General features: G+C 71.7%; 14 protein-coding genes and 1 tRNA gene. 7 read left to right on the top strand and 8 right to left on the bottom strand.

Annotated features, from left to right (window positions below):
- Positions 1-53: 53 nt before the first annotated feature.
- Complete coding sequence (gene cls, locus ELI80_RS04955; protein ID WP_136650018.1) at positions 54-1,481, bottom strand: cardiolipin synthase; 1,428 nt, start codon at positions 1,479-1,481, stop codon at positions 54-56.
- A 99-nt stretch (positions 1,482-1,580) separates the two neighbouring features.
- Between cls and accD the strand changes: the two genes are divergently transcribed.
- A complete protein-coding gene (accD, locus tag ELI80_RS04950; RefSeq protein ID WP_136650017.1) occupies positions 1,581-2,534 on the top strand; it encodes an acetyl-CoA carboxylase, carboxyltransferase subunit beta in 954 nt (317 codons plus the stop codon).
- 76 nt (positions 2,535-2,610) lie between these two features.
- The gene (locus ELI80_RS04945; protein WP_136650117.1) at positions 2,611-3,825 is read left to right on the top strand and encodes a bifunctional folylpolyglutamate synthase/dihydrofolate synthase; all 1,215 of its coding nucleotides are present in this window, start codon (positions 2,611-2,613) and stop codon (positions 3,823-3,825) included.
- 3 nt (positions 3,826-3,828) lie between these two features.
- On the opposite strand, the gene zapE is transcribed toward ELI80_RS04945, so the two are convergent.
- From zapE to tsaD, 6 genes are all read right to left on the bottom strand, one after another.
- On the bottom strand, positions 3,829-4,974 hold the full coding sequence (zapE, locus tag ELI80_RS04940; RefSeq protein ID WP_136650016.1) for a cell division protein ZapE: 1,146 nt from the start codon (positions 4,972-4,974) through the stop codon (positions 3,829-3,831).
- A 73-nt stretch (positions 4,975-5,047) separates the two neighbouring features.
- A complete protein-coding gene (locus ELI80_RS04935; RefSeq protein ID WP_136650015.1) occupies positions 5,048-6,907 on the bottom strand; it encodes an ABC transporter transmembrane domain-containing protein in 1,860 nt (619 codons plus the stop codon).
- An 82-nt stretch (positions 6,908-6,989) separates the two neighbouring features.
- A complete protein-coding gene (locus ELI80_RS04930; RefSeq protein ID WP_136650014.1) occupies positions 6,990-7,415 on the bottom strand; it encodes an EVE domain-containing protein in 426 nt (141 codons plus the stop codon).
- A complete protein-coding gene (locus ELI80_RS04925; protein ID WP_136650013.1) occupies positions 7,412-7,684 on the bottom strand; it encodes a YciI family protein in 273 nt (90 codons plus the stop codon). Before ELI80_RS04925 ends, ELI80_RS04930 begins: the two co-directional genes overlap by 4 nt.
- The gene (locus ELI80_RS04920; RefSeq protein ID WP_136650012.1) at positions 7,681-8,622 is read right to left on the bottom strand and encodes an NAD(P)H-dependent glycerol-3-phosphate dehydrogenase; all 942 of its coding nucleotides are present in this window, start codon (positions 8,620-8,622) and stop codon (positions 7,681-7,683) included. Before ELI80_RS04920 ends, ELI80_RS04925 begins: the two co-directional genes overlap by 4 nt.
- Complete coding sequence (gene tsaD / locus ELI80_RS04915; protein ID WP_136650011.1) at positions 8,619-9,710, bottom strand: tRNA (adenosine(37)-N6)-threonylcarbamoyltransferase complex transferase subunit TsaD; 1,092 nt, start codon at positions 9,708-9,710, stop codon at positions 8,619-8,621. Before tsaD ends, ELI80_RS04920 begins: the two co-directional genes overlap by 4 nt.
- A gap of 117 nt (positions 9,711-9,827) precedes the next feature.
- Here tsaD and ELI80_RS04910 point away from each other — a divergent pair, with 117 nt between their 5' ends.
- The 5 genes from ELI80_RS04910 to ELI80_RS04890 all read left to right on the top strand — a co-directional run bounded on the left by ELI80_RS04910 (position 9,828) and on the right by ELI80_RS04890 (position 16,145).
- Complete coding sequence (locus ELI80_RS04910) at positions 9,828-10,460, top strand: uroporphyrinogen-III synthase (protein WP_236641334.1); 633 nt, start codon at positions 9,828-9,830, stop codon at positions 10,458-10,460.
- 157 nt (positions 10,461-10,617) lie between these two features.
- The gene (locus ELI80_RS04905) at positions 10,618-12,468 is read left to right on the top strand and encodes a hypothetical protein (RefSeq protein WP_136650009.1); all 1,851 of its coding nucleotides are present in this window, start codon (positions 10,618-10,620) and stop codon (positions 12,466-12,468) included.
- 12 nt (positions 12,469-12,480) lie between these two features.
- Complete coding sequence (locus tag ELI80_RS04900) at positions 12,481-14,298, top strand: heme biosynthesis protein HemY (RefSeq protein ID WP_136650008.1); 1,818 nt, start codon at positions 12,481-12,483, stop codon at positions 14,296-14,298.
- 41 nt (positions 14,299-14,339) lie between these two features.
- Positions 14,340-14,415, top strand: a tRNA-Thr gene (locus ELI80_RS04895).
- 701 nt (positions 14,416-15,116) lie between these two features.
- Positions 15,117-16,145 (top strand): IS110 family RNA-guided transposase, encoded by a 1,029-nt coding sequence (locus ELI80_RS04890; protein ID WP_136650007.1) that lies wholly within the window; start codon positions 15,117-15,119, stop codon positions 16,143-16,145.
- Between the two features lie 307 nt (positions 16,146-16,452).
- Here the strand turns inward: ELI80_RS04890 and ELI80_RS04885 are convergent.
- Positions 16,453-17,246: IS5 family transposase (locus tag ELI80_RS04885; protein ID WP_136650006.1), on the bottom strand; the 794-nt coding region annotated here is incomplete at its 5' end.

Genomic DNA, 17,246 nt, shown 5'->3' with positions numbered 1-17,246 from the left:
GGTTTCCGGTTCATCACGGCACGCAATCACGGCACGGCGTCACGGCAGCGGCGTCACAGCAGCGGCGACGCCAGCGCCAGGATGTTGTTGCGCAGGCGCTGGTACCACGGCCACCCCCGCACCTCGTCCACGCCGACGCTGCGCGAGCGGTCGAGATAGCTCCGCAGCCGGATGTCCAGCGCGGCAACGGTGATCGGATCGGCCAGGAACATGTTGAGTTCGTAGTTCAGCTCGAAGCTGCGCCGGTCGAGGTTCGCGCTGCCGATGATCGCCATGCGGCTGTCGACGGTGATGACCTTGGAATGAAGAAGCCCGCCCTGGAACAGGTGCAGCCTGACGCCCGCGCGGACGAGCCCGCTCCAGAACCCCTGGCTGGCCGCGGCGACGATCATGGAATCGTTCCGCTCGGGCAGGATCAGGTGGACATCGACGCCGCGCCGCGCGGCCGACCGGATGGCCGAATCCAGCGGTTCGTCCGGGACATAGTAGGGCGTGCAGATCACGACCCGCTCGCGCGAGCCGTGGACCAGCGTGGCGAAGGTTTCCGACATCGACCCGAAGCTGCGGTCCGGCCCGGTCGGGATCATCTGCGCAAGCACGCTGCCGTCGCAGGGCGCATCGCCCGACGCGAGCAGGTCGGGCAGGTATTCGCCGCCCGCATCGACCCAGTCCACGATGAACGCGGTCTGCATCTGGCGCACGACCGGGCCTTCGCACTCGATCATGATGTCGATCCAGGGGGCGAAGCGAGGCTTGTGGCGGAAGGCGAGGTCGGAACAGTTGCGGCTGCCGGTGAAGGCGATGCGGCCGTCGATCAGCACGATCTTGCGGTGGTTCCTCAGGTCGAGCCGCTGTTCCAGCGCGCGCAGAAGCGGAAACCCCACCGGCAGCGCCGCGCGGCACTCCACCCCCGCCTCGACCATCCGCGCCCACCAGGGCGAGCGCATGAAGGGGCGCGATCCGACCTCGTCCACGATCACCCGCACCGCGACGCCGCGCCCGGCCGCCCGGATCGCGGCGGCGGCGATGCGCCCGCCCGACGCGTCCGCAAGCCAGATGTAGAACATCAGGTGGACGTGGTGGGTGGCCCCGTCGATCGCCCGGACGATGGGATCGAAGGCGCAGTCACCCTCGGGCAGCAGCGTCAGCCGGTTGCCGTCCGCGATCGGCAGGCCGCCCACGGCCTGACCCGATAGCGCGACCGGCTCGGCCCAGGGCGGCAGGTCCGGCCACGGCGGCGCGGTGCGGTCGTAGATCCGAGAGACGTGCAGCCGCGCGCCGCGCCGCGCCCGCATCTCGGCCCGGCCCACGCGGATCTCTCCGAACAGGACGTAGCCGAGGATGCCCACGAACGGCAGGACGGCGATCACCAGCACCCAGGCGAGCCGCGCCGACGGCTCCAGCCGCGGCTGCATCAGCACGCGCGCGCAAAGCGCCAGCATGACCGCGTTGTAGGCGATGATCTGAAGGCCCGTTCCCATCGGCGCAGGTAACGGCTGGCGGGGCGGAATTGCAATCTGCCGCCGCGCGGCCTATCTCACGCCAGACCCGATCTGCCGACCGCTCGAAAGGTGCCCCGGATGAACTGGATCTCGAACTATGTTCGCCCGCGCATCAACTCACTGTTCTCGCGGCGCGAAGTTCCCGAGAACCTGTGGACGAAGTGCCCCGAGTGCGGGACCATGCTGTTCCACCGCGAACTGGCCGACAATTTGAATGTCTGCACCAGCTGCGACCACCACCTGGCCATCAGCCCGCGTGCACGCTTCACCGCGCTGTTCGACGGGGGCGTCTTCAACGAGGTGCGGGTGCCCGACCCGGTGGCCGACCCGCTGGGCTTCAAGGACCAGAAGAAATACCCCGACCGGATGAAGGCCGCGCAGAAGGCGACGGGCGAGAAGGAAGCGATGCTGGTGGCCGAAGGCGAGATGGGGCGCACGCCCATCGTCGCGGCGGCCCAGGACTTCAGCTTCATGGCCGGGTCGATGGGGATGTATGTCGGCAACGCCATCATCGCCGCCGCCCAGCGCGCGGTCGAGCTGAAGCGGCCGCTGGTCCTGTTCTCGGCCGCAGGGGGCGCGCGGATGCAGGAAGGGATCCTGTCGCTGATGCAGATGCCGCGTTCCACGGTCGCGGTGCAGATGCTGAAGGAAGCGCGCCTGCCCTATGTCGTCGTGCTGACCCACCCCACGACGGGGGGCGTCACCGCATCCTACGCGATGCTGGGCGACGTGCAGATCGCCGAACCGAACGCGCTGATCTGCTTTGCCGGTCCCCGCGTGATCGAACAGACCATCCGCGAGAAGCTGCCCGAGGGGTTCCAGCGCGCCGAGTACCTGCTGGAACACGGCATGCTGGACCGGGTGACGCACCGCAAGAAGTTGCGCGAGGAGCTGGTGTCGATCCTGCGGATGCTGACCCGGCAGTCCGCGCCGGTGGTGGCCGACCTGCCCGCGCCGGGCGTGATCCCGTCGGCTCTGGCCGCCGAGGAGGAACAGCCCGCCGTGACCCCGCCCGTTCCGCAGACGACCTGAGCGGGCTGCGGCCTTGTCCGACAGTTCCGACGCGGCTCTCGACCGGCTGACGCGGCTGCACCCCAAGGTCATCGACATGTCGCTGGACCGGCTGCGGGTGCTGCTGGCCGACCTCGGCAACCCTGAACGCAGCATTGCGCCGGTCATCCATATCGCGGGGACGAACGGCAAGGGCTCGACCCAGGCGATGATCCGGGCGGGGCTGGAAGCGGCGGGGCTGCGGGTGAACGCCTATACCTCGCCCCACCTCGCGCGGTTCAACGAACGCATCCGCCTGCCCGGCGGCGACATCGCGGATGCGGACCTCGCCGCCGTTCTGGCCGAGGTCGAGCGGGTGAACGCGGGCCGGCCCATCACCTTCTTCGAGGTGACGACCGCCGCCGCCTTCCTCGCCTTCTCCCGCGCCGAGGCGGATTTCACGCTGCTGGAAGTGGGTCTCGGCGGGCGGCTCGACGCGACGAACGTGATCGCGGCGCCGCGCCTGACGGTGATCACCCCGGTCAGCATCGACCACACGCAGTATCTCGGCGACACGCTAGCGAAGATCGCGGCCGAGAAGGCCGGGATCCTGAAACGCGGCGTTCCCTGCGTCGTCGCCCGCCAGCAGGACGACGCCATGCAGGTGATCGAGCTTGCCGCCGCACGGCTGGGCTGCCGCCTGTCGGCGCAGGGCCAGCACTGGACCGCCGCGCGCGAAGGGGATGCGCTGGTGTTCCAGGACGAACGCGGTCTGGTGGACGTGCCGCTGCCCGTCCTGCCCGGCCCGCACCAGGTCGACAACGCCGGTACTGCCATCGCCGCGCTGCGCGAGCTTGGCTTCGGCCAGGCCGAGGCCGCCGCCGCCACGACCCGCGCGGTCTGGCCCGCGCGGATGCAGCGGCTCGTGCGCGGGCCGCTGGTGGATGCGGCGGCCGCGCATGGCTGCGAGTTGTGGCTGGACGGCGGGCACAACCCGGCGGGCGGCGCGGCGGTGGCCGCGACGCTGGCGGCGATGCCCCGCAAGCCCACGCATCTGGTCTGCGGGATGCTGAACACCAAGGACGTGGTGGGCTACATGCGCCCGCTGGCCGGGATCGCGGCGAGCCTTGCCGCCGTACCGATCCCGGGCGAGCAGAACACCCTGCCCGCCAGCGAGACCGCCCTTGCCGCCGCGCGCGCGGGCCTCGTCGCGAGCACCTCCGACGACGTCCGGACGGCGGTGGCGACGCTCGCCGCGGGCGAGCCGGGCGCGCGCATCCTCATCTGCGGCTCGCTGTATCTGGCAGGCCGGGTGCTGCGGGAAAACGGCTGAGGCTCAGGCCCCGGTCGCGGCGTCCGCTTCGGCCTCGGCCCGGCCCCATGTCGCCGCGCGCATCTCGCGCAGGCGGCTCGCCGTGCGCTCGAACTCGAAGCTGCCTGTGCCGGTGGGATAGAGCCGCTCCGGCTCCTCTGCGGCGCTGGCGAACAGGCGCACCTTCGCCTCGTAGAGCGCATCGACCAGCGTGACGAAACGCTTCGCCTTGTCGAAGTTCTGCGGCCCGAGCCGGGGCACCCCGTCGATCATCAGCACGTCCACCGCCTCGGCCAGGGCGAGGTAGTCGGCCGGCCCCAGCGGCTTGCCGCAGAGATCGTCGAACCCGGCCCGCGCCACCCGCCCGCAGGACTGCGGCAGTTCGACCGCGCGCCCGTTCACGGCCAGCCGCAGCGGCGCGGGGGCGGCGCAGTCGGTCAGGTCGTCCCACGCCGCGTCCATCCCGCGCGCCGCCAACGCATCCAGCGGCGCGAACCACACCTGCTCGCCGCCCACGCGGCCCTGGCGGAAGTCGCGGTCGCTGTCGAGCTTGACCACGTCCAGCCGCTGCCGGATCAGCGCGATGAAGGGCAGGAACAGCTGCCGGTTCAGCCCGTCCTTGTAGAGATCCTCGGGCACCCGGTTCGAGGTCGTGACCACGGTGACGCCGGCGTCGAACAGAAGCTGGAACAGCCGCCCCACGATCATCGCGTCGGCGATGTCCGTGATCTGCATCTCGTCGAAGCAGAAAAGCCGCGTCCGCGCCGCGATGCGTTCGGCCACCGGGCGCACCACGTCCTGCGCGCCGGTCTTGCGCGCCTCTGCCAGCCCCGCCTGCACTTCCTGCATGAACTCGTGGAAGTGGACCCGGCGCTTGGCGGCGATGGGGGCGGCGGCGACCGTCAGGTCCATCAGCATCGACTTGCCGCGCCCGACCCCGCCCCAGAGATAAAGCCCGCGCGGCCCCTGCGGCGCGGGCGCGACGGTCTGCCCGCCGAAGATGCGGCCGAGCCAGCCACCCCCCTGGGGCTGCGGCGCGGGTGCCTGCGCGAGCCCCCTCACGATCGCGTCGAGCGCGGGCAGGACGCGGCGCTGCGCGGCGTCGTCCTTGATGCGCCCGTCGCGGACGCCGGCATCGTAGAGGTCTGTGACGGATACGGGTGCTGACATGATCGACCCCGTGCCAAATGCGGCCGCGGGGGGCAAGGGGGTGCGCGTATTCAGAAGCGCGTCATGCCACGCGTCAGGCCGCGATCCCGTGCGAGAACTGCAGCCGCGCGAGCCGCGCGTAAAGCCCGCCCTGCGCCATCAGCTCGTCGTGGGTGCCCTGCTGCACGATCCGGCCGTGGTCCATCACGACGATGCGGTCGGCGTTCTTCACCGTCGACAGGCGGTGCGCGATCACGATGGTGGTGCGCCCGCGCGCCAGCCGCTCCACCGCTTCCTGCACCAGATGCTCGGATTCGGAATCGAGCGCGCTCGTCGCCTCGTCCAGCAGCAGGATCGGCGCATCCCGGAGGATCGCGCGGGCGATGGCGATGCGCTGCTTCTGCCCGCCCGACAGCATCACCCCGCGCTCGCCCACCTGGCTGTCGTAGCCGTCGGGCAGCGCCCGCAGGAAATCGTCGGCGCGGGCGGCCTTTGCTGCCGCCACGATCTCGTCGTCGGTGGCGTCGGGGCGGCCGAAGCGGATGTTCTCGCGCGCGGTGGTGCCGAAGATCACGGGGTCCTGCGGGACCAGTGCGATGGCGCGGCGGAAATCGGCCCGCGCCATGTGGCGCAGGTCCACGCCGTCGATGGCGATCGCGCCCGCGTCGGGGTCGCGGAACCGCTGGACGAGCTGGATCACGGTCGTCTTGCCCGCGCCCGACGGGCCGACCAGCGCCACCGTCTCGCCCGGTTCGATCGCCAGGTCGATGTCGTCGAGCGCGGCGGCGTCCGGGCGCGCGGGATAGCGGAAGGACACGCCCTTGAACTCGATCCGGCCCGCGACCGGCTGCGGCAGCGCCACGGGGTCAACGGGGTCGCGGATCGGGTCCTCGGTCGCGAGCAGCTCGCCCAGCCGCTCGGTCGCGCCGGCGGCGCGCTGCAGCTCGCCCCAGACCTCGGACAGCGCGCCGACCGAGCCCGCGACCATGATCGAGTAGATGACGAACTGCACCAGCTCGCCCACCGTCATCAGCCCGCCCCGCACGTCGCGCGCGCCGATCCACAGGACCCCGGTCACGCCCGCGAAGATCAGGAAGATGACGACCGCCGTCATGACCGCGCGGGTGTCGATGCGCTTGCGGGCCGACACGAACGACCGTTCGGTCACGTCGGCGAACTCGGCCCTCGTCAGCGTCTCGTGGGTGAAGGCCTGCACGGTCTGCGCGGCCAGCAGGCTTTCGGACGCGGTGCCGGACGAGCTGGCGATCCAGTCCTGGTTCTCGCGCGCGAGCACCCGCAGGCGGCGGCCCAGCAGGAAGATCGGCGCGACGACGACCGGGACCAGCAGCAGCAGAAGGCCCGTCAGCTTGGCCGAGGTCAGCAGCAGCATCACCAGCCCGCCGACGGCAACCAGCACCTGCCGCAGCGCCAGCGACACGGACGACCCGATCACCGACAGGATCAGCGTGGTGTCGGTGGTGATGCGGCTGATGATCTCGCCGGTCATCACCTTCTCGAAGAAGCCGGGCGACAGGCCGATCACGCGGTCGAACACGGCCTTGCGGATGTCGGCCACGACCCGCTCGCCCAGCCGCGTCACCAGCGCGTAGCGCAGCGCGGTGCCGACCGCGAGCAGCGTGGTGATCCCGATCGCGGCGAGGAAATACTTGTCGAGAAGCTGCGCGCCCTGGTCGAAGCCGTCCACGATCCGGCGCACGGCGACCGGCAGGATCAGGCTGATCGAGGCGGTGACGACCAGCGCCACCAGTGCGGCAGCCATCAGCACGCGGTAGGGCCTGAGGAACGGCCACAGCGCCGACAGCGCGCCGACCCGCTTCGTCGCCGGCCGGTCCGCCCCGACCCGGACGGCGGGGCCGACCGACCCCGCAGGCGCTGCGGCGCGGGGGGCCGGGCGGGCGGCGGTGGTCGGTCTGAGGCTCGGGGCCTGCGCCATGTCTTCTCCTGTCCTGCGGGCCATCTAGTGCCCGGGCCGGGCAAGGACAACCCGCGCGGGCTGCGTCACGGTGGCGCGCGCCTCAGCCCTCCGCCGCCTCCCGCGCGAGTTCCAGCACGATCTCCCACTCCTCGTCCGTCACCGGCTGCACCGACAGGCGCGAGTTCCGGACCAGCACCATCCCGGCCAGCCGCGGATCGTCCTTGATCCGCGCCAGCGTCACCGGCGCGGGCAGCGGCCCGGCCGCCTTCACGTCCACGCATTCCCATTTCGGATCGTCCGCGGTCGAATCCGGGTGCGCCTCGGCGATCACCTCGACGATGCCCACGACTTCCTTGCCGATGTTGGAATGGTAGAAGAAGCCGCGGTCGCCGACCTTCATCTCGCGCATGATGTTGCGGGCCTGAAAGGAACGCACGCCGTTCCATTCCTCGCCCTTGTCGCCCTTGGCGACGAGGTCGTCCCAGCCGAACACGTCGGGTTCCGACTTGAAGAGCCAGCGCCTCATCCGATGAACTTCTTCCATTCGATCACCTCGACCGAGGCGAACAGCCCCGCCGCCTTGTAGGGATCGCCCGCGGCCCAGGCGGTCGCGGACCCGAGGCTGTCCGCTTCGATCACCAGCAGCGAGCCGCGCATCTCGCCGTCCTCGATCAGCGGCCCGGCCAGCTGCACCGGGCCCGCCTTCAGCCATTCGACATGGGCGGGGCGGGTGTCCATGCGGGTCTGGAGCGCGCCGGGATGGTCCCGGCAGATCACGGCGAACAGGGGCATCATTCCTCCTTCAGGGGGCGGGCGAGCAGGGCTTCAACGGCTTCTTCCACGCCGCGCCGCCCTTCGGCAAGCGCCGCGACCTGGGCGGAGATCGGCATCTCGATCCCCTTCCCTGCCGCAAGCGCGGCCACGGCGCGGGCGGTGGCCGCGCCTTCCACGGTGACCCCGGCGGCGAACGGCTCGCCCCGGCCCAGCGACAGGCCGAAGCGGAAGTTGCGCGACTGGTCCGACGTGGTGGTCAGGATCAGGTCGCCGAGACCGGACAGGCCCGAAAGCGTGTCGGCCTGCGCCCCCATCGCGACGGCGAGCCGCGTCATCTCGGCAAAGCCGCGCGTCACGATCGCGGCGCGGGCGCTGTCGCCGAAGCCCGCGCCGATGGCGGCGCCCGCGGCGATGGCGATCACGTTCTTCAGCGCGCCGCCAAGCTCGGCCCCCGTCACGTCCTCGGTCCGGTAGAGCCGCAGCGCGGCGGTGGACAGGGCGTGCTGCATCCGGTGGCCCGCGGCCGGGTCGGCGCAGGCAAGCGTCAGGGCGGTGGGAAGGCCGCGGGCGATGTCGGCGGCGAAGCTGGGGCCGGTCAGGACGGCGGGGGTCGCGGCAGGGCAGACTTCCGCGATCAGCCGCGCGGGCGACCGGCCCGTCGCCAGGTCGATGCCCTTGGCGCAGCTGACGATGGCGCGGCCGTCCAGCGCGGCGGCGTGGTCCCGAAGGAACGTGGACAGCGCCTGTGCCGGTATCGCGAGAAGGACGATCGGGGCGAGCGCGCGGTCCAGTTCGCCGGTCGGCCGGACTGCCTCGGGCAGCGTGACGCCGGGCAGGCGCGGGTTCTCGCGCCCGAACGCCACGTCGCGGCCCCACAGCGTGACGGGCCCGTTCGCCGACAGCGCGACCGCAAGCGCGGTGCCGAACGCGCCCGCGCCAAGGATGCCTATCGCACTCATGCCTTCGCCCCGCGCTTGCCCGCGCCCAGCATCGGCGCCGCGCGGCTGTCCAGCGGCCAGCGCGGGCGGGCGGCCAGGTCCATGCCGTCGCGGTGGCCGAGGCGGAACCGCTCGATCCCCGCCCAGGCGATCATCGCGCCGTTGTCGGTGCAAAGCGCGAGCGGCGGGGCGACGAAGGCGACCCCCGCTTCCCGCGCCACCGCATCGAGCCCCGCCCGGATCGTGGCGTTCGCCGCCACCCCGCCGGCGACGGCGAGCGTCGGCACCGGATGGTCGGCGAGCGCGCGCCGGGTCTTTTCGGACAGCACCTCGGCAACCGCCTGCTGGAAGGCCGCGCAGATGTCGGCGCGGTCGGCCCGGCGCAGGCCGCCGTGCGCCGCCACCGCCGCGTCCCGGGCGCGCAGCACGGCGGTCTTCAGCCCCGAAAAGCTCATGTCGAAGCCGGGCCGGTCCAGCAGCGGACGCGGCAGCGGGACGCGGGACGGATTGCCCTGCGCCGCCTCGACCTCGACCGCCGGGCCGCCGGGCTGGCCGAGGCCGAGGATCTTCGCGACCTTGTCGAACGCCTCGCCCGGCGCGTCGTCGATGGTGCCGCCGAGGCGGGTGAAATCCTCGGGCCCGTCCACGCGCAGGAACTGGCAGTGCCCGCCCGACACGAGCAGCATGAGATAGGGGAACGGGACGGCGTCGGTCAGCCGCGGCGTCAGCGCGTGGCCGGCGAGGTGGTTCACGCCCACCAGCGGCAGCCCGGTCCCGGCCGCGATCCCCTTGGCCAGCATCACCCCCGCCATGACGCCGCCGATCAGCCCCGGCCCGGCCGTCACCGCCACCCCGTCGAGGTCCGAAAGCGCGATGCCCGCCCCGGCAAGCGCCTGTTCGACGCAGAGGTCGAGTCGCTCGGCATGGGCGCGGGCCGCGATTTCCGGCACCACGCCGCCGAAATCGGCGTGCAGCGCCGACTGGCCCGCGACGACCGAGGACAGGATCACCGGCGCGCCGCCGGCGCTACCATTACCGCCGCCCGCACGGACCACGGCGGCGGCGCTGTCGTCGCAACTGCTCTCGATGCCCAGAAAGGTCAGCGTCATCTTGTGCCGTCGTGTGAAGGGGCCTAGGCAAGGCACGGTTATCACCGCCGGTGTCCCTGCACCATGCCCCCATCCCAGCCCCCTCCGTCCCAGCCCCCTCTGTCCCATCGCGCCGCCGTGCTCGTCACCCGCCCGCAACCCGCGGCGGACCGGCTGGCAGGGCGGCTGCGCGGGCACGGCCTGTCCGTGCAGGTGGCGCCGCTGATGCGGATCGTGCCGGTGGCCCATGACGCGGCGGCCCTGGCGCGGGCGCCCGGCCTCGTCTTCACCTCGGCGCATGCCGTGGCGATGGCGGGCCCCGGGCTGGACCGGCCCGCCATGTGCGTGGGACCGGCCACGGCTGACGCCGCACGCGCGGCGGGATTCCGCGTCACCGTGGGGCCCGGCGATGCGGCGGGGCTGCTGCCCCTCCTGACGGGCCTCGACGGCTGGCTGCACCCGCGCGGCACCCACGTCGCCGCCGTCCTGCCGGTGCCGGGCGTCGTCGTCTACGACCAGCAGGCGCTGCCGTTGCCCGACGCCGCCCGCGCGCTGCTGGACGCGCCCGCGCCGGTGATCGTGCCCGCGTTCTCGCCCCGCTCGGCCCGGCTCGCCGCCGCTGCCATGCAGGGCGCGCGCGCCCCCCTGCGCGTCGCCGCGATCAGCGCCGCCGCCGCCGACGCCTGGACGCCGCCGCCCGCCATGCTCGCGGTGGCCGAAACGCCGGACGAGCCCGGCGTCATCGCGGCGATCCGGTCGCTCGCGGGCTGAAACTTCCGCGCCGGCGTGGGTTGAGCCGCCGTCCCGCCCGGCATAGGCTTGAGCCGACGCGCATGGACGCGGCGCATGCCCGGCATTGCAGCGAACCTGCCCTGCCGGACCGGCGCTCATGCCGCTCTGCCACCCTTGGATGCCTGGGACGATCGAGATGACCCCTGACGACGACGCCACCCGCCGCGACGAAAAACGCCCGGCCTTCGACGAGGATGCGGGCGCCGAATCCCGCCCCGGGCAGGACGTGGCGGTGTCCGCGGACGATCGTCCCGTCCCGGCCGAGCCGCCGGTCCTGCACGTCCGCGACGCGGAGCCGGCGGGGATCGAGCCAGCGGACGCCGCCCCGGTCCAGCCGATCGGCTCGACGCTTGTGGGTGCGGGCGCGGGCGGGCTGCCCGCGGCCGGGCCGCGCGACGATCTCGGCGCCCCGACCGGCGACCGGACCGACGATCGGCGCGACGACGCCACAGGCCCGGCACGCGCGGGCGACGAAGGGTTCGCGAACGGCAGGCTGACCGATGCGGAAATCGCGGCCGCCTTCGGCGACGACACCGCGCCCGCGGCCCGGTCCGACCGGGTCCATGCCCATGACGGCAACGACGACTGGCGCACCGACAGCACCGCCGAGCCGCAGCCGTCCGCGATCCCGGCGGTCGCGTCTGCTCCGGCCCCGTCCGACCCGTCGCCCCGCGCGCGCCGGTCGGGCGGGTTCGGCGGGCTTGTCCTCGGCGGGATGATCGCGGCGGCGCTCGGCGCGGGGGCGGCGTGGTGGGCCGTGCCACGGATGCCGGAGGCATGGCAACCGGTCCCGCCCGCGCCGGCCGTCGACACGGCGGCGATCAGCGCCGGCCTGCGGGCCGAGACGCAGGCCACGCTGGACGCCGCGCTCGCGAACATGCGCACCGACGCCGCCGCGGCGGCGATCGCGGCCGCGCAGGGCGAACTCGCCGCGCAGGCCGAAAGCATCGCCGCCCGCGCCGCCGAGGCGGCGACCGCCGCGGCCGATCCGGCGGTGCGCGCGGCGCTCGCCGAGCTTCCCGCACCCGGGATCGGGCAGGACGCGATGCAATCCCTGTCGCAGGCCGCCGCCGCCGCCGGCGCCGACGCCGCGCGCCGGATCATCGCCGAGTCGCCCGCCTCGGACACGCCCGCGAACCTGAACGCGACGCTGTCCGCGCAGGCGCAGCAGATCGCCACGCTGCGCCAGGCGGTCGATACCCTGCGCGCCGCCGTTCCGGCGGACCTTGCCGCGCGGCTCGACAGCCAGCAGGCCGCGCTGGACGAACTCGCCGCCCGACCGACGCTCGACGCCGACGCGGCCGCGCGGCTGCAGCAGGTGGCCGACAGCGTCGCCGAGACGCAGGCGCAGCTGCGCGAGGCGACCGACACCGCGACGGCGGAACTCGCGCGGGTCCGGGACGAGGCCGCCAGGCTGCAGGATGCCGCCGCCGACGCGGCGCGGCGCGCGCAGACCGCGGCCGCCGCGGCAAGCCTGTCGTCGGCCCTCAACGGCGCAGAGCCCGTCGACCGCGGCGCGGCGGTGGCGCAGCTGCAGGAGGCCGGCGTCGACGTGCCGCAGGCGCTGACCGCCGACGTCGTGCCGCTTGGCCAGCTTCAGGCCGACTTCCCGGATGCGGCGCGAGCGGCGCTGGCCGCATCGCTCGCGGCCGGCACGACGGGCGGCAGCGCGCTCGGCAACTTCCTGCGCGCGCAGACCGGGGCACGGTCGGTGGTCCCGCGCGAAGGCAGCGATCCCGACGCGGTCCTGTCGCGCGCCGACGCCGCCGTCGCCCGCGGCGACATCGCCGCCGCGCTGGCCGAGATCGCAGAGCTGCCCGAGCGCGGACAGGCGGCGATGGCCGACTGGACCGCCCGCGCCCGCGCCTGGGTCGATGCGAGCGGCGCGGTGGCGGGCTTGACCACGACCACCGTTCCGGTGACGACAGCCGCGCCCGCCGCGTCTGCCGGGTCCAGCCCCGCCGCATCGGCGCAGCCTTCGAACTGAGGATCTTTTGACATGCTGCTTTCGCTTCTGAAGGTCCTGTTCTTCTTCAGCGTCGTGCTGGCCGCAGCACTGGGCGCGATGCGCCTGGCCGAGACGGACCGGGTGCTGCGCGTGGTGTTCGACGGCGTGGAATACACGCTCGAGCCGCTGCAGGTGCTGGCGCTCGGCCTGCTGGTCGTCGTCGCGGGCTGGCTGATCGTCCAGCTGCTGCGCCTCGGGCTGGCCTTCATCCGCTTCATCGCCGGGGACGAGACCGCGATCGACCTCTATTTTGCGCGCAGGCGGGAACGCAAGGGCTACCACGCGCTGGCCGAGGGGATGCTCGCGGTCGCCTCGGGCGAGGGGAAGCTGGCGCAGGACCAGGCGCGCCGCGCCGCGAAGTACCTGCACCAGCCGCATGTCACGAACCTGCTGGCGGCGCAGGCGGCCGAGGTCGCGGGCGACGCCCGCGCGGCCGAGGACGCCTATCGCACCATGCTGGCCGACAACCGCACCCGCTTCGTCGCAGTGCGGGGGCTGATGCAGCAGCGGCTTGCGCTGGGGGACACCCACACCGCGCTGCTGCTGGCGCAAAAGGCCTATGCGCTGCGCCCGGCGCATACCGAGGTGCAGGACACCCTTCTGTCGCTGCAGACGCGCGAGCATGACTGGAAGGGCGCGCGCGCGGTCCTGAAGGACAAGCGCAGGCAGGGGGCGCTGCCGCAGGACGTCCACATGCGCCGCGACGCCGTGCTGGCGCTGCAGGAGGCGCGCGAGGTGCTGGCGCACGGCAACTCGATCAGCGCGCGCGAGGCGGCGATCAGCGCCAACCGCGCCTCGCCGGACCTCGTGCCGGCGGCGGTGCTGGCGGCGCGCAGCTACATCGCCCGGCGCGACACCCGCAACGCGACGCGGGTGCTGCAGAAGACCTGGTCGGTCCAGCCCCACCCCTCGCTCGCCGCGGCCTATGCCGAGATCGTGCCGGACGAATCCCCCGCGCAGCGCCTGCGCCGGTTCGAGGAACTGATCAGGCAAGCGCCTACGCACGAGGAATCGCGGCTGCTGCAGGCCGAACTGATGCTCGCGGCCGAGGATTTCCCCGGCGCGCGCCGCGCCTTGGGCGACCTTGCCCAGACGCGCCCGACCGTGCGGTCGCTGTCGATCATGGCCGCGATCGAGCGTGGCGAAGGCGCGGACGACAGCGTCGTGCGCGCGTGGCTGGCACGCGCGCTGACCGCCAGCCGGGGGCCGCAATGGGTCTGCGACAAGTGCCACAACGTCATGGCCGACTGGTCCCCGGTCTGCGACAGCTGCGGCGGCTTCGACACGCTGACCTGGCGCGAACCGCCCGCCGACCTGCGGATGGCATCGGCCGGGAACGCCGTCACGATGCTGCCGCTGCTGGTGGGCCGCGACCCGCAGGCGGACGCGCCGCCGGCAGAGCCGGTGCAGCGGGACGAAGCGGCTGACGACCTGCCCGGCATGATCGGCGACGAACCCGACCCGCGCCCGCGCCCGCGCCAGCAGCGCGAGGAACGCGAGGCTGCGCCGGTCACGCCCCCCGCCCCGATCGCGCATGTGGCGCCCGGCATGGTCCCGCGGGAAAGCGACTACGAACCCTCGGTCACCGTGACCGATCCGGAACTCGTCGCCCCGCCCGCCCCCGAGCCGATCCACCCGGGGCCGCGCGCCGCGACGAACGGCCCGACGCCGCCGGCAGCCGAAGCGCAGGTCCCGCCGGCCCGCGAGCCCGTCGTGGTCGAGATCCGCCCCGTCGACGGCCCCGCCGACAGCTTCGTCCGCCCGGACGTGGAGCCTTCCGAAAAAACGGTGTCGATCAGACGCGACTGACCCCTTTTCATGGGCGGGGTTAGCTGCTAACTCCGCCGCACGCCGCAGTAGCTCAGCTGGTAGAGCACATCATTCGTAATGATGGGGTCGGGGGTTCGAGTCCCTTCTGCGGCACCAAATTTTCGAGATTTCTTCAAGAAAATCTAGGCCTTAGGGGGAGTGGCGAAAGCCCGGTCCCCCTTCTAGACCACCCTATAGCGGCTGCTTGGCGGCTCGTCAGTGTGCCGCAAGGGCTGAAACGAAGATGCCGCATCGAGACGGGTGGGCAGCACTCGCATGCGTGTGGGATGGACGCCGCGCAACGCGGCATTCGTCTACTCCGTTGTGAGAAAGGGGCGAACAGGTCACCAGCCGTCTTGCCGTCCTTCGCCTTGTGCAGCGGTGTGCAGCCGCGCGTCTCGATGTCGGCGAAGAACCTGGGCGCGCTGTCAAACGGGCGAAGTACTGGTTGCACCTTCCAGCGCCCAGCGTCGCGCTAAAGGGCCTAATGGAGAAGGCAGCAGCGATTCGACAAGGAGAGCCAGCGCCGTTAGGCCCGCAAAGCAGTGCTGCAGCTTGCCGGCGGGTCGACTGGGCTGGTCTAAGACAGATTACGACTAAGCGAGTCGTTGGAGGAGACTTCATTGGCCCCCAAAGAGGCGACGGCACGCATCAAGATCAACCACTGCCTTCAAGCAGCTGGCTGGCGGTTTTTCGACAGCCCGGAGGGATCAGCGAACATCGTTCTGGAACCGAATGGGCATTGATGATGTGACCGCCCCCCGACGGCATCTGATGTGCCAAGGTGGGTCTGCAACGATCCACAAAGGGGAGCGGTCATGTCGGAGATTATCACGGTCGGGCTCGATCTGGCGAAGAATGTATTCCAGGTGCATGGAACTGACGGCGCAGGACGAGCCGTTCTGCGCAAGAAGATACGGCGAGGGCAGGTGCTGGAGTTTTTCAGCCAGCTGCCCTCTTGCGTCGTGGCGATGGAAGCCTGTGGCGGCGCTCACTTCTGGGGCCGGGAAATTGGCAAGCTGGGGCATGAGGTGCGGCTGATCCCGCCGGCCTATGTGAAGCCGTTTGTGAAGCGCCAGAAGAACGACATGGCGGACGCCGAGGCCATCTGCGAGGCGGCTATGCGACCCACCATGCGCTTTGTTCCGGTCAAGAGCGAAGAGACGCAGGGCGCGGCAATGGTCTTCCGGGTCCGGGAGTTGCTGATCCGGCAGCGCACGCAGGCGATCAACGCATTGCGCGGCCATCTGACCGAGTTCGGTCAGATCGTGCCACAGGGAGCGGCCAACGCTGCGCGGCTGATCGCGATCGTGGAGGATCCGGATGGCGCTCTCCCTGCTGATGCCGTCCCCACGCTGAAGGCTTTGATCGCGGCACTCACGCATCTGGAGGCAGAGATCAGGAAGCTCGATGCCGAGATCGCCCGGCGCGCCAAGGAGAATGACGTCGCCCGGCGACTGATGACGGTGCCGGGCATCGGGCCGCTGATTGCCACGGCCATCGCTGTTCTGGCGCCGCCACCCGAGACGTTCCGCAAGGCACGCGACTTTGCCGCCTGGCTTGGTCTTGTGCCTCGGCAGCATTCGACCGGCGGCAAGCAGCGGCTCGGGGCAACGACGAAGATGGGCGAACGATCCCTGCGACGCCTGCTGATCATTGGCGCCAACAGCGTGGTGATCAAACGTAACGTTCACAAGGAAGCGCAGCCCGGAACATGGCTGGGCAGCCTGCTGATGCGCAAGCCACCGCTGCTGGTGCGGGTGGCGCTGGCCAACAAGATGGCGCGGATCGTCTGGGCCTTGATGGCTCGGGGTGGCATCTACCAGTCTCCGGTCGCAGCGGCGTAAGCCACCGGGGTCGCGAGGGCGTCGGAGCGGAAGAGGGCAAGGAGCAGTTTGGCGCAACGGTCGTGAGACGGGGTCAGAGGAACCAGCCTGCAACAGAGTGCCTCCGAGCACGCGGCGTTGATTTGGGACCTGATCCGCGAACACCATACGGGCCCGCGGCATGACAATGGCCGCACCAGAGGCCGGACACATGTCAGCACCCGACACCGCGCCAACACCAGCTCCAAAAAGCCCCCTTGCGCTTGGGGCGGTTACACATGTTGCAGAATGGCGGCTTGAGGCTTGAATGCCCCCTTCCCCTTCAAGCTCAGGCCGCGCGGACGATCTCGGCGGAGCCGAGGGCATTGAAGCGGTTGATGAGTGCGACGCGGATGTGGATTTCGGCGGTCTGGCGGTCGGGGTCTCTCGCGGCGATGCGCTCGCCGAAGGACTTGAGGCAGCGCATCTTGGCCTCGGCGCGGCTGCGGGCGTGGTATCCTGCCCAGCGTTTCCAGAACGCCCGGCCGTAGTGACGTGTGGCGCGCAGGGTTTCGTTGCGGGCCCGGGCGGCTGGACAGTCCTCCTTCCACGGGCGACCGTTCTTGCGGATCGGGATGATAGCCGTGCCACCGCGTGCGATGATGGCGCTGTGGCAACGGCGGGTATCGTAGGCGCCGTCCGCGGTCACGGTGCCGATGTCCTCGTCCTGCGGGATCTGGCCAAGCAGGTCCGGCAGGACGGGGCTGTCGCCCTCCCGGCTGGGGGTGAATTCTACCGCGCGAATGTCCGAGGTGGCGGTGTCCATGGCCAGATGCACCTTGCGCCATTGACGGCGGCCCTGAACGCCATGCTTGCGGGCCTGCCATTCCCCATCGCCCAAGAACTTGATGCCGGTGCTGTCCACCAGCAGGTTCACCGGCCCGTCTGCACGGCGATAAGGGATCTGCACCTTCAGGGTCTTCTGTCTGCGGCACAGCGTCGAGTAGTCCGGAACGGGCCAGTCCAGCCCCGCCAGGTGCAGCAGGCTTGCGACCATCCCGGCGGTCTGCCTGAGCGGCAGCTTGAACAGCACCTTGATCGTAAGCGTCCGGCGTAGGCGCCTACTTCTTCCGAGGTTGCCAC

Source organism: Paracoccus aeridis, from assembly GCF_004923205.2.
GTDB lineage: Bacteria > Pseudomonadota > Alphaproteobacteria > Rhodobacterales > Rhodobacteraceae > Paracoccus > Paracoccus aeridis.
Note: the sequence above shows the minus strand (reverse complement) of the source record. Positions and strands in the feature narration are given on the sequence as shown.

Excerpts from the sequence above, each read along its gene's own strand:
- tsaD (WP_136650011.1), bottom strand. The coding sequence starts at position 9,710 with ATGACGCTGACCTTTCTGGGCATCGAGAGCAGTTGCGACGACAGCGCC.
- ELI80_RS04900 (WP_136650008.1), top strand. The coding sequence starts at position 12,481 with ATGCTGCTTTCGCTTCTGAAGGTCCTGTTCTTCTTCAGCGTCGTGCTG.
- ELI80_RS04890 (WP_136650007.1), top strand. The coding sequence starts at position 15,117 with ATGTCGGAGATTATCACGGTCGGGCTCGATCTGGCGAAGAATGTATTC.
- zapE (WP_136650016.1), bottom strand. The coding sequence starts at position 4,974 with ATGTCAGCACCCGTATCCGTCACAGACCTCTACGATGCCGGCGTCCGC.
- ELI80_RS04925 (WP_136650013.1), bottom strand. The coding sequence starts at position 7,684 with ATGATGCCCCTGTTCGCCGTGATCTGCCGGGACCATCCCGGCGCGCTC.
- ELI80_RS04905 (WP_136650009.1), top strand. The coding sequence starts at position 10,618 with ATGACCCCTGACGACGACGCCACCCGCCGCGACGAAAAACGCCCGGCC.
- cls (WP_136650018.1), bottom strand. The coding sequence starts at position 1,481 with ATGGGAACGGGCCTTCAGATCATCGCCTACAACGCGGTCATGCTGGCG.
- ELI80_RS04930 (WP_136650014.1), bottom strand. The coding sequence starts at position 7,415 with ATGAGGCGCTGGCTCTTCAAGTCGGAACCCGACGTGTTCGGCTGGGAC.
- accD (WP_136650017.1), top strand. The coding sequence starts at position 1,581 with ATGAACTGGATCTCGAACTATGTTCGCCCGCGCATCAACTCACTGTTC.
- ELI80_RS04920 (WP_136650012.1), bottom strand. The coding sequence starts at position 8,622 with ATGAGTGCGATAGGCATCCTTGGCGCGGGCGCGTTCGGCACCGCGCTT.
- ELI80_RS04935 (WP_136650015.1), bottom strand. The coding sequence starts at position 6,907 with ATGGCGCAGGCCCCGAGCCTCAGACCGACCACCGCCGCCCGCCCGGCC.
- ELI80_RS04945 (WP_136650117.1), top strand. The coding sequence starts at position 2,611 with ATGTCGCTGGACCGGCTGCGGGTGCTGCTGGCCGACCTCGGCAACCCT.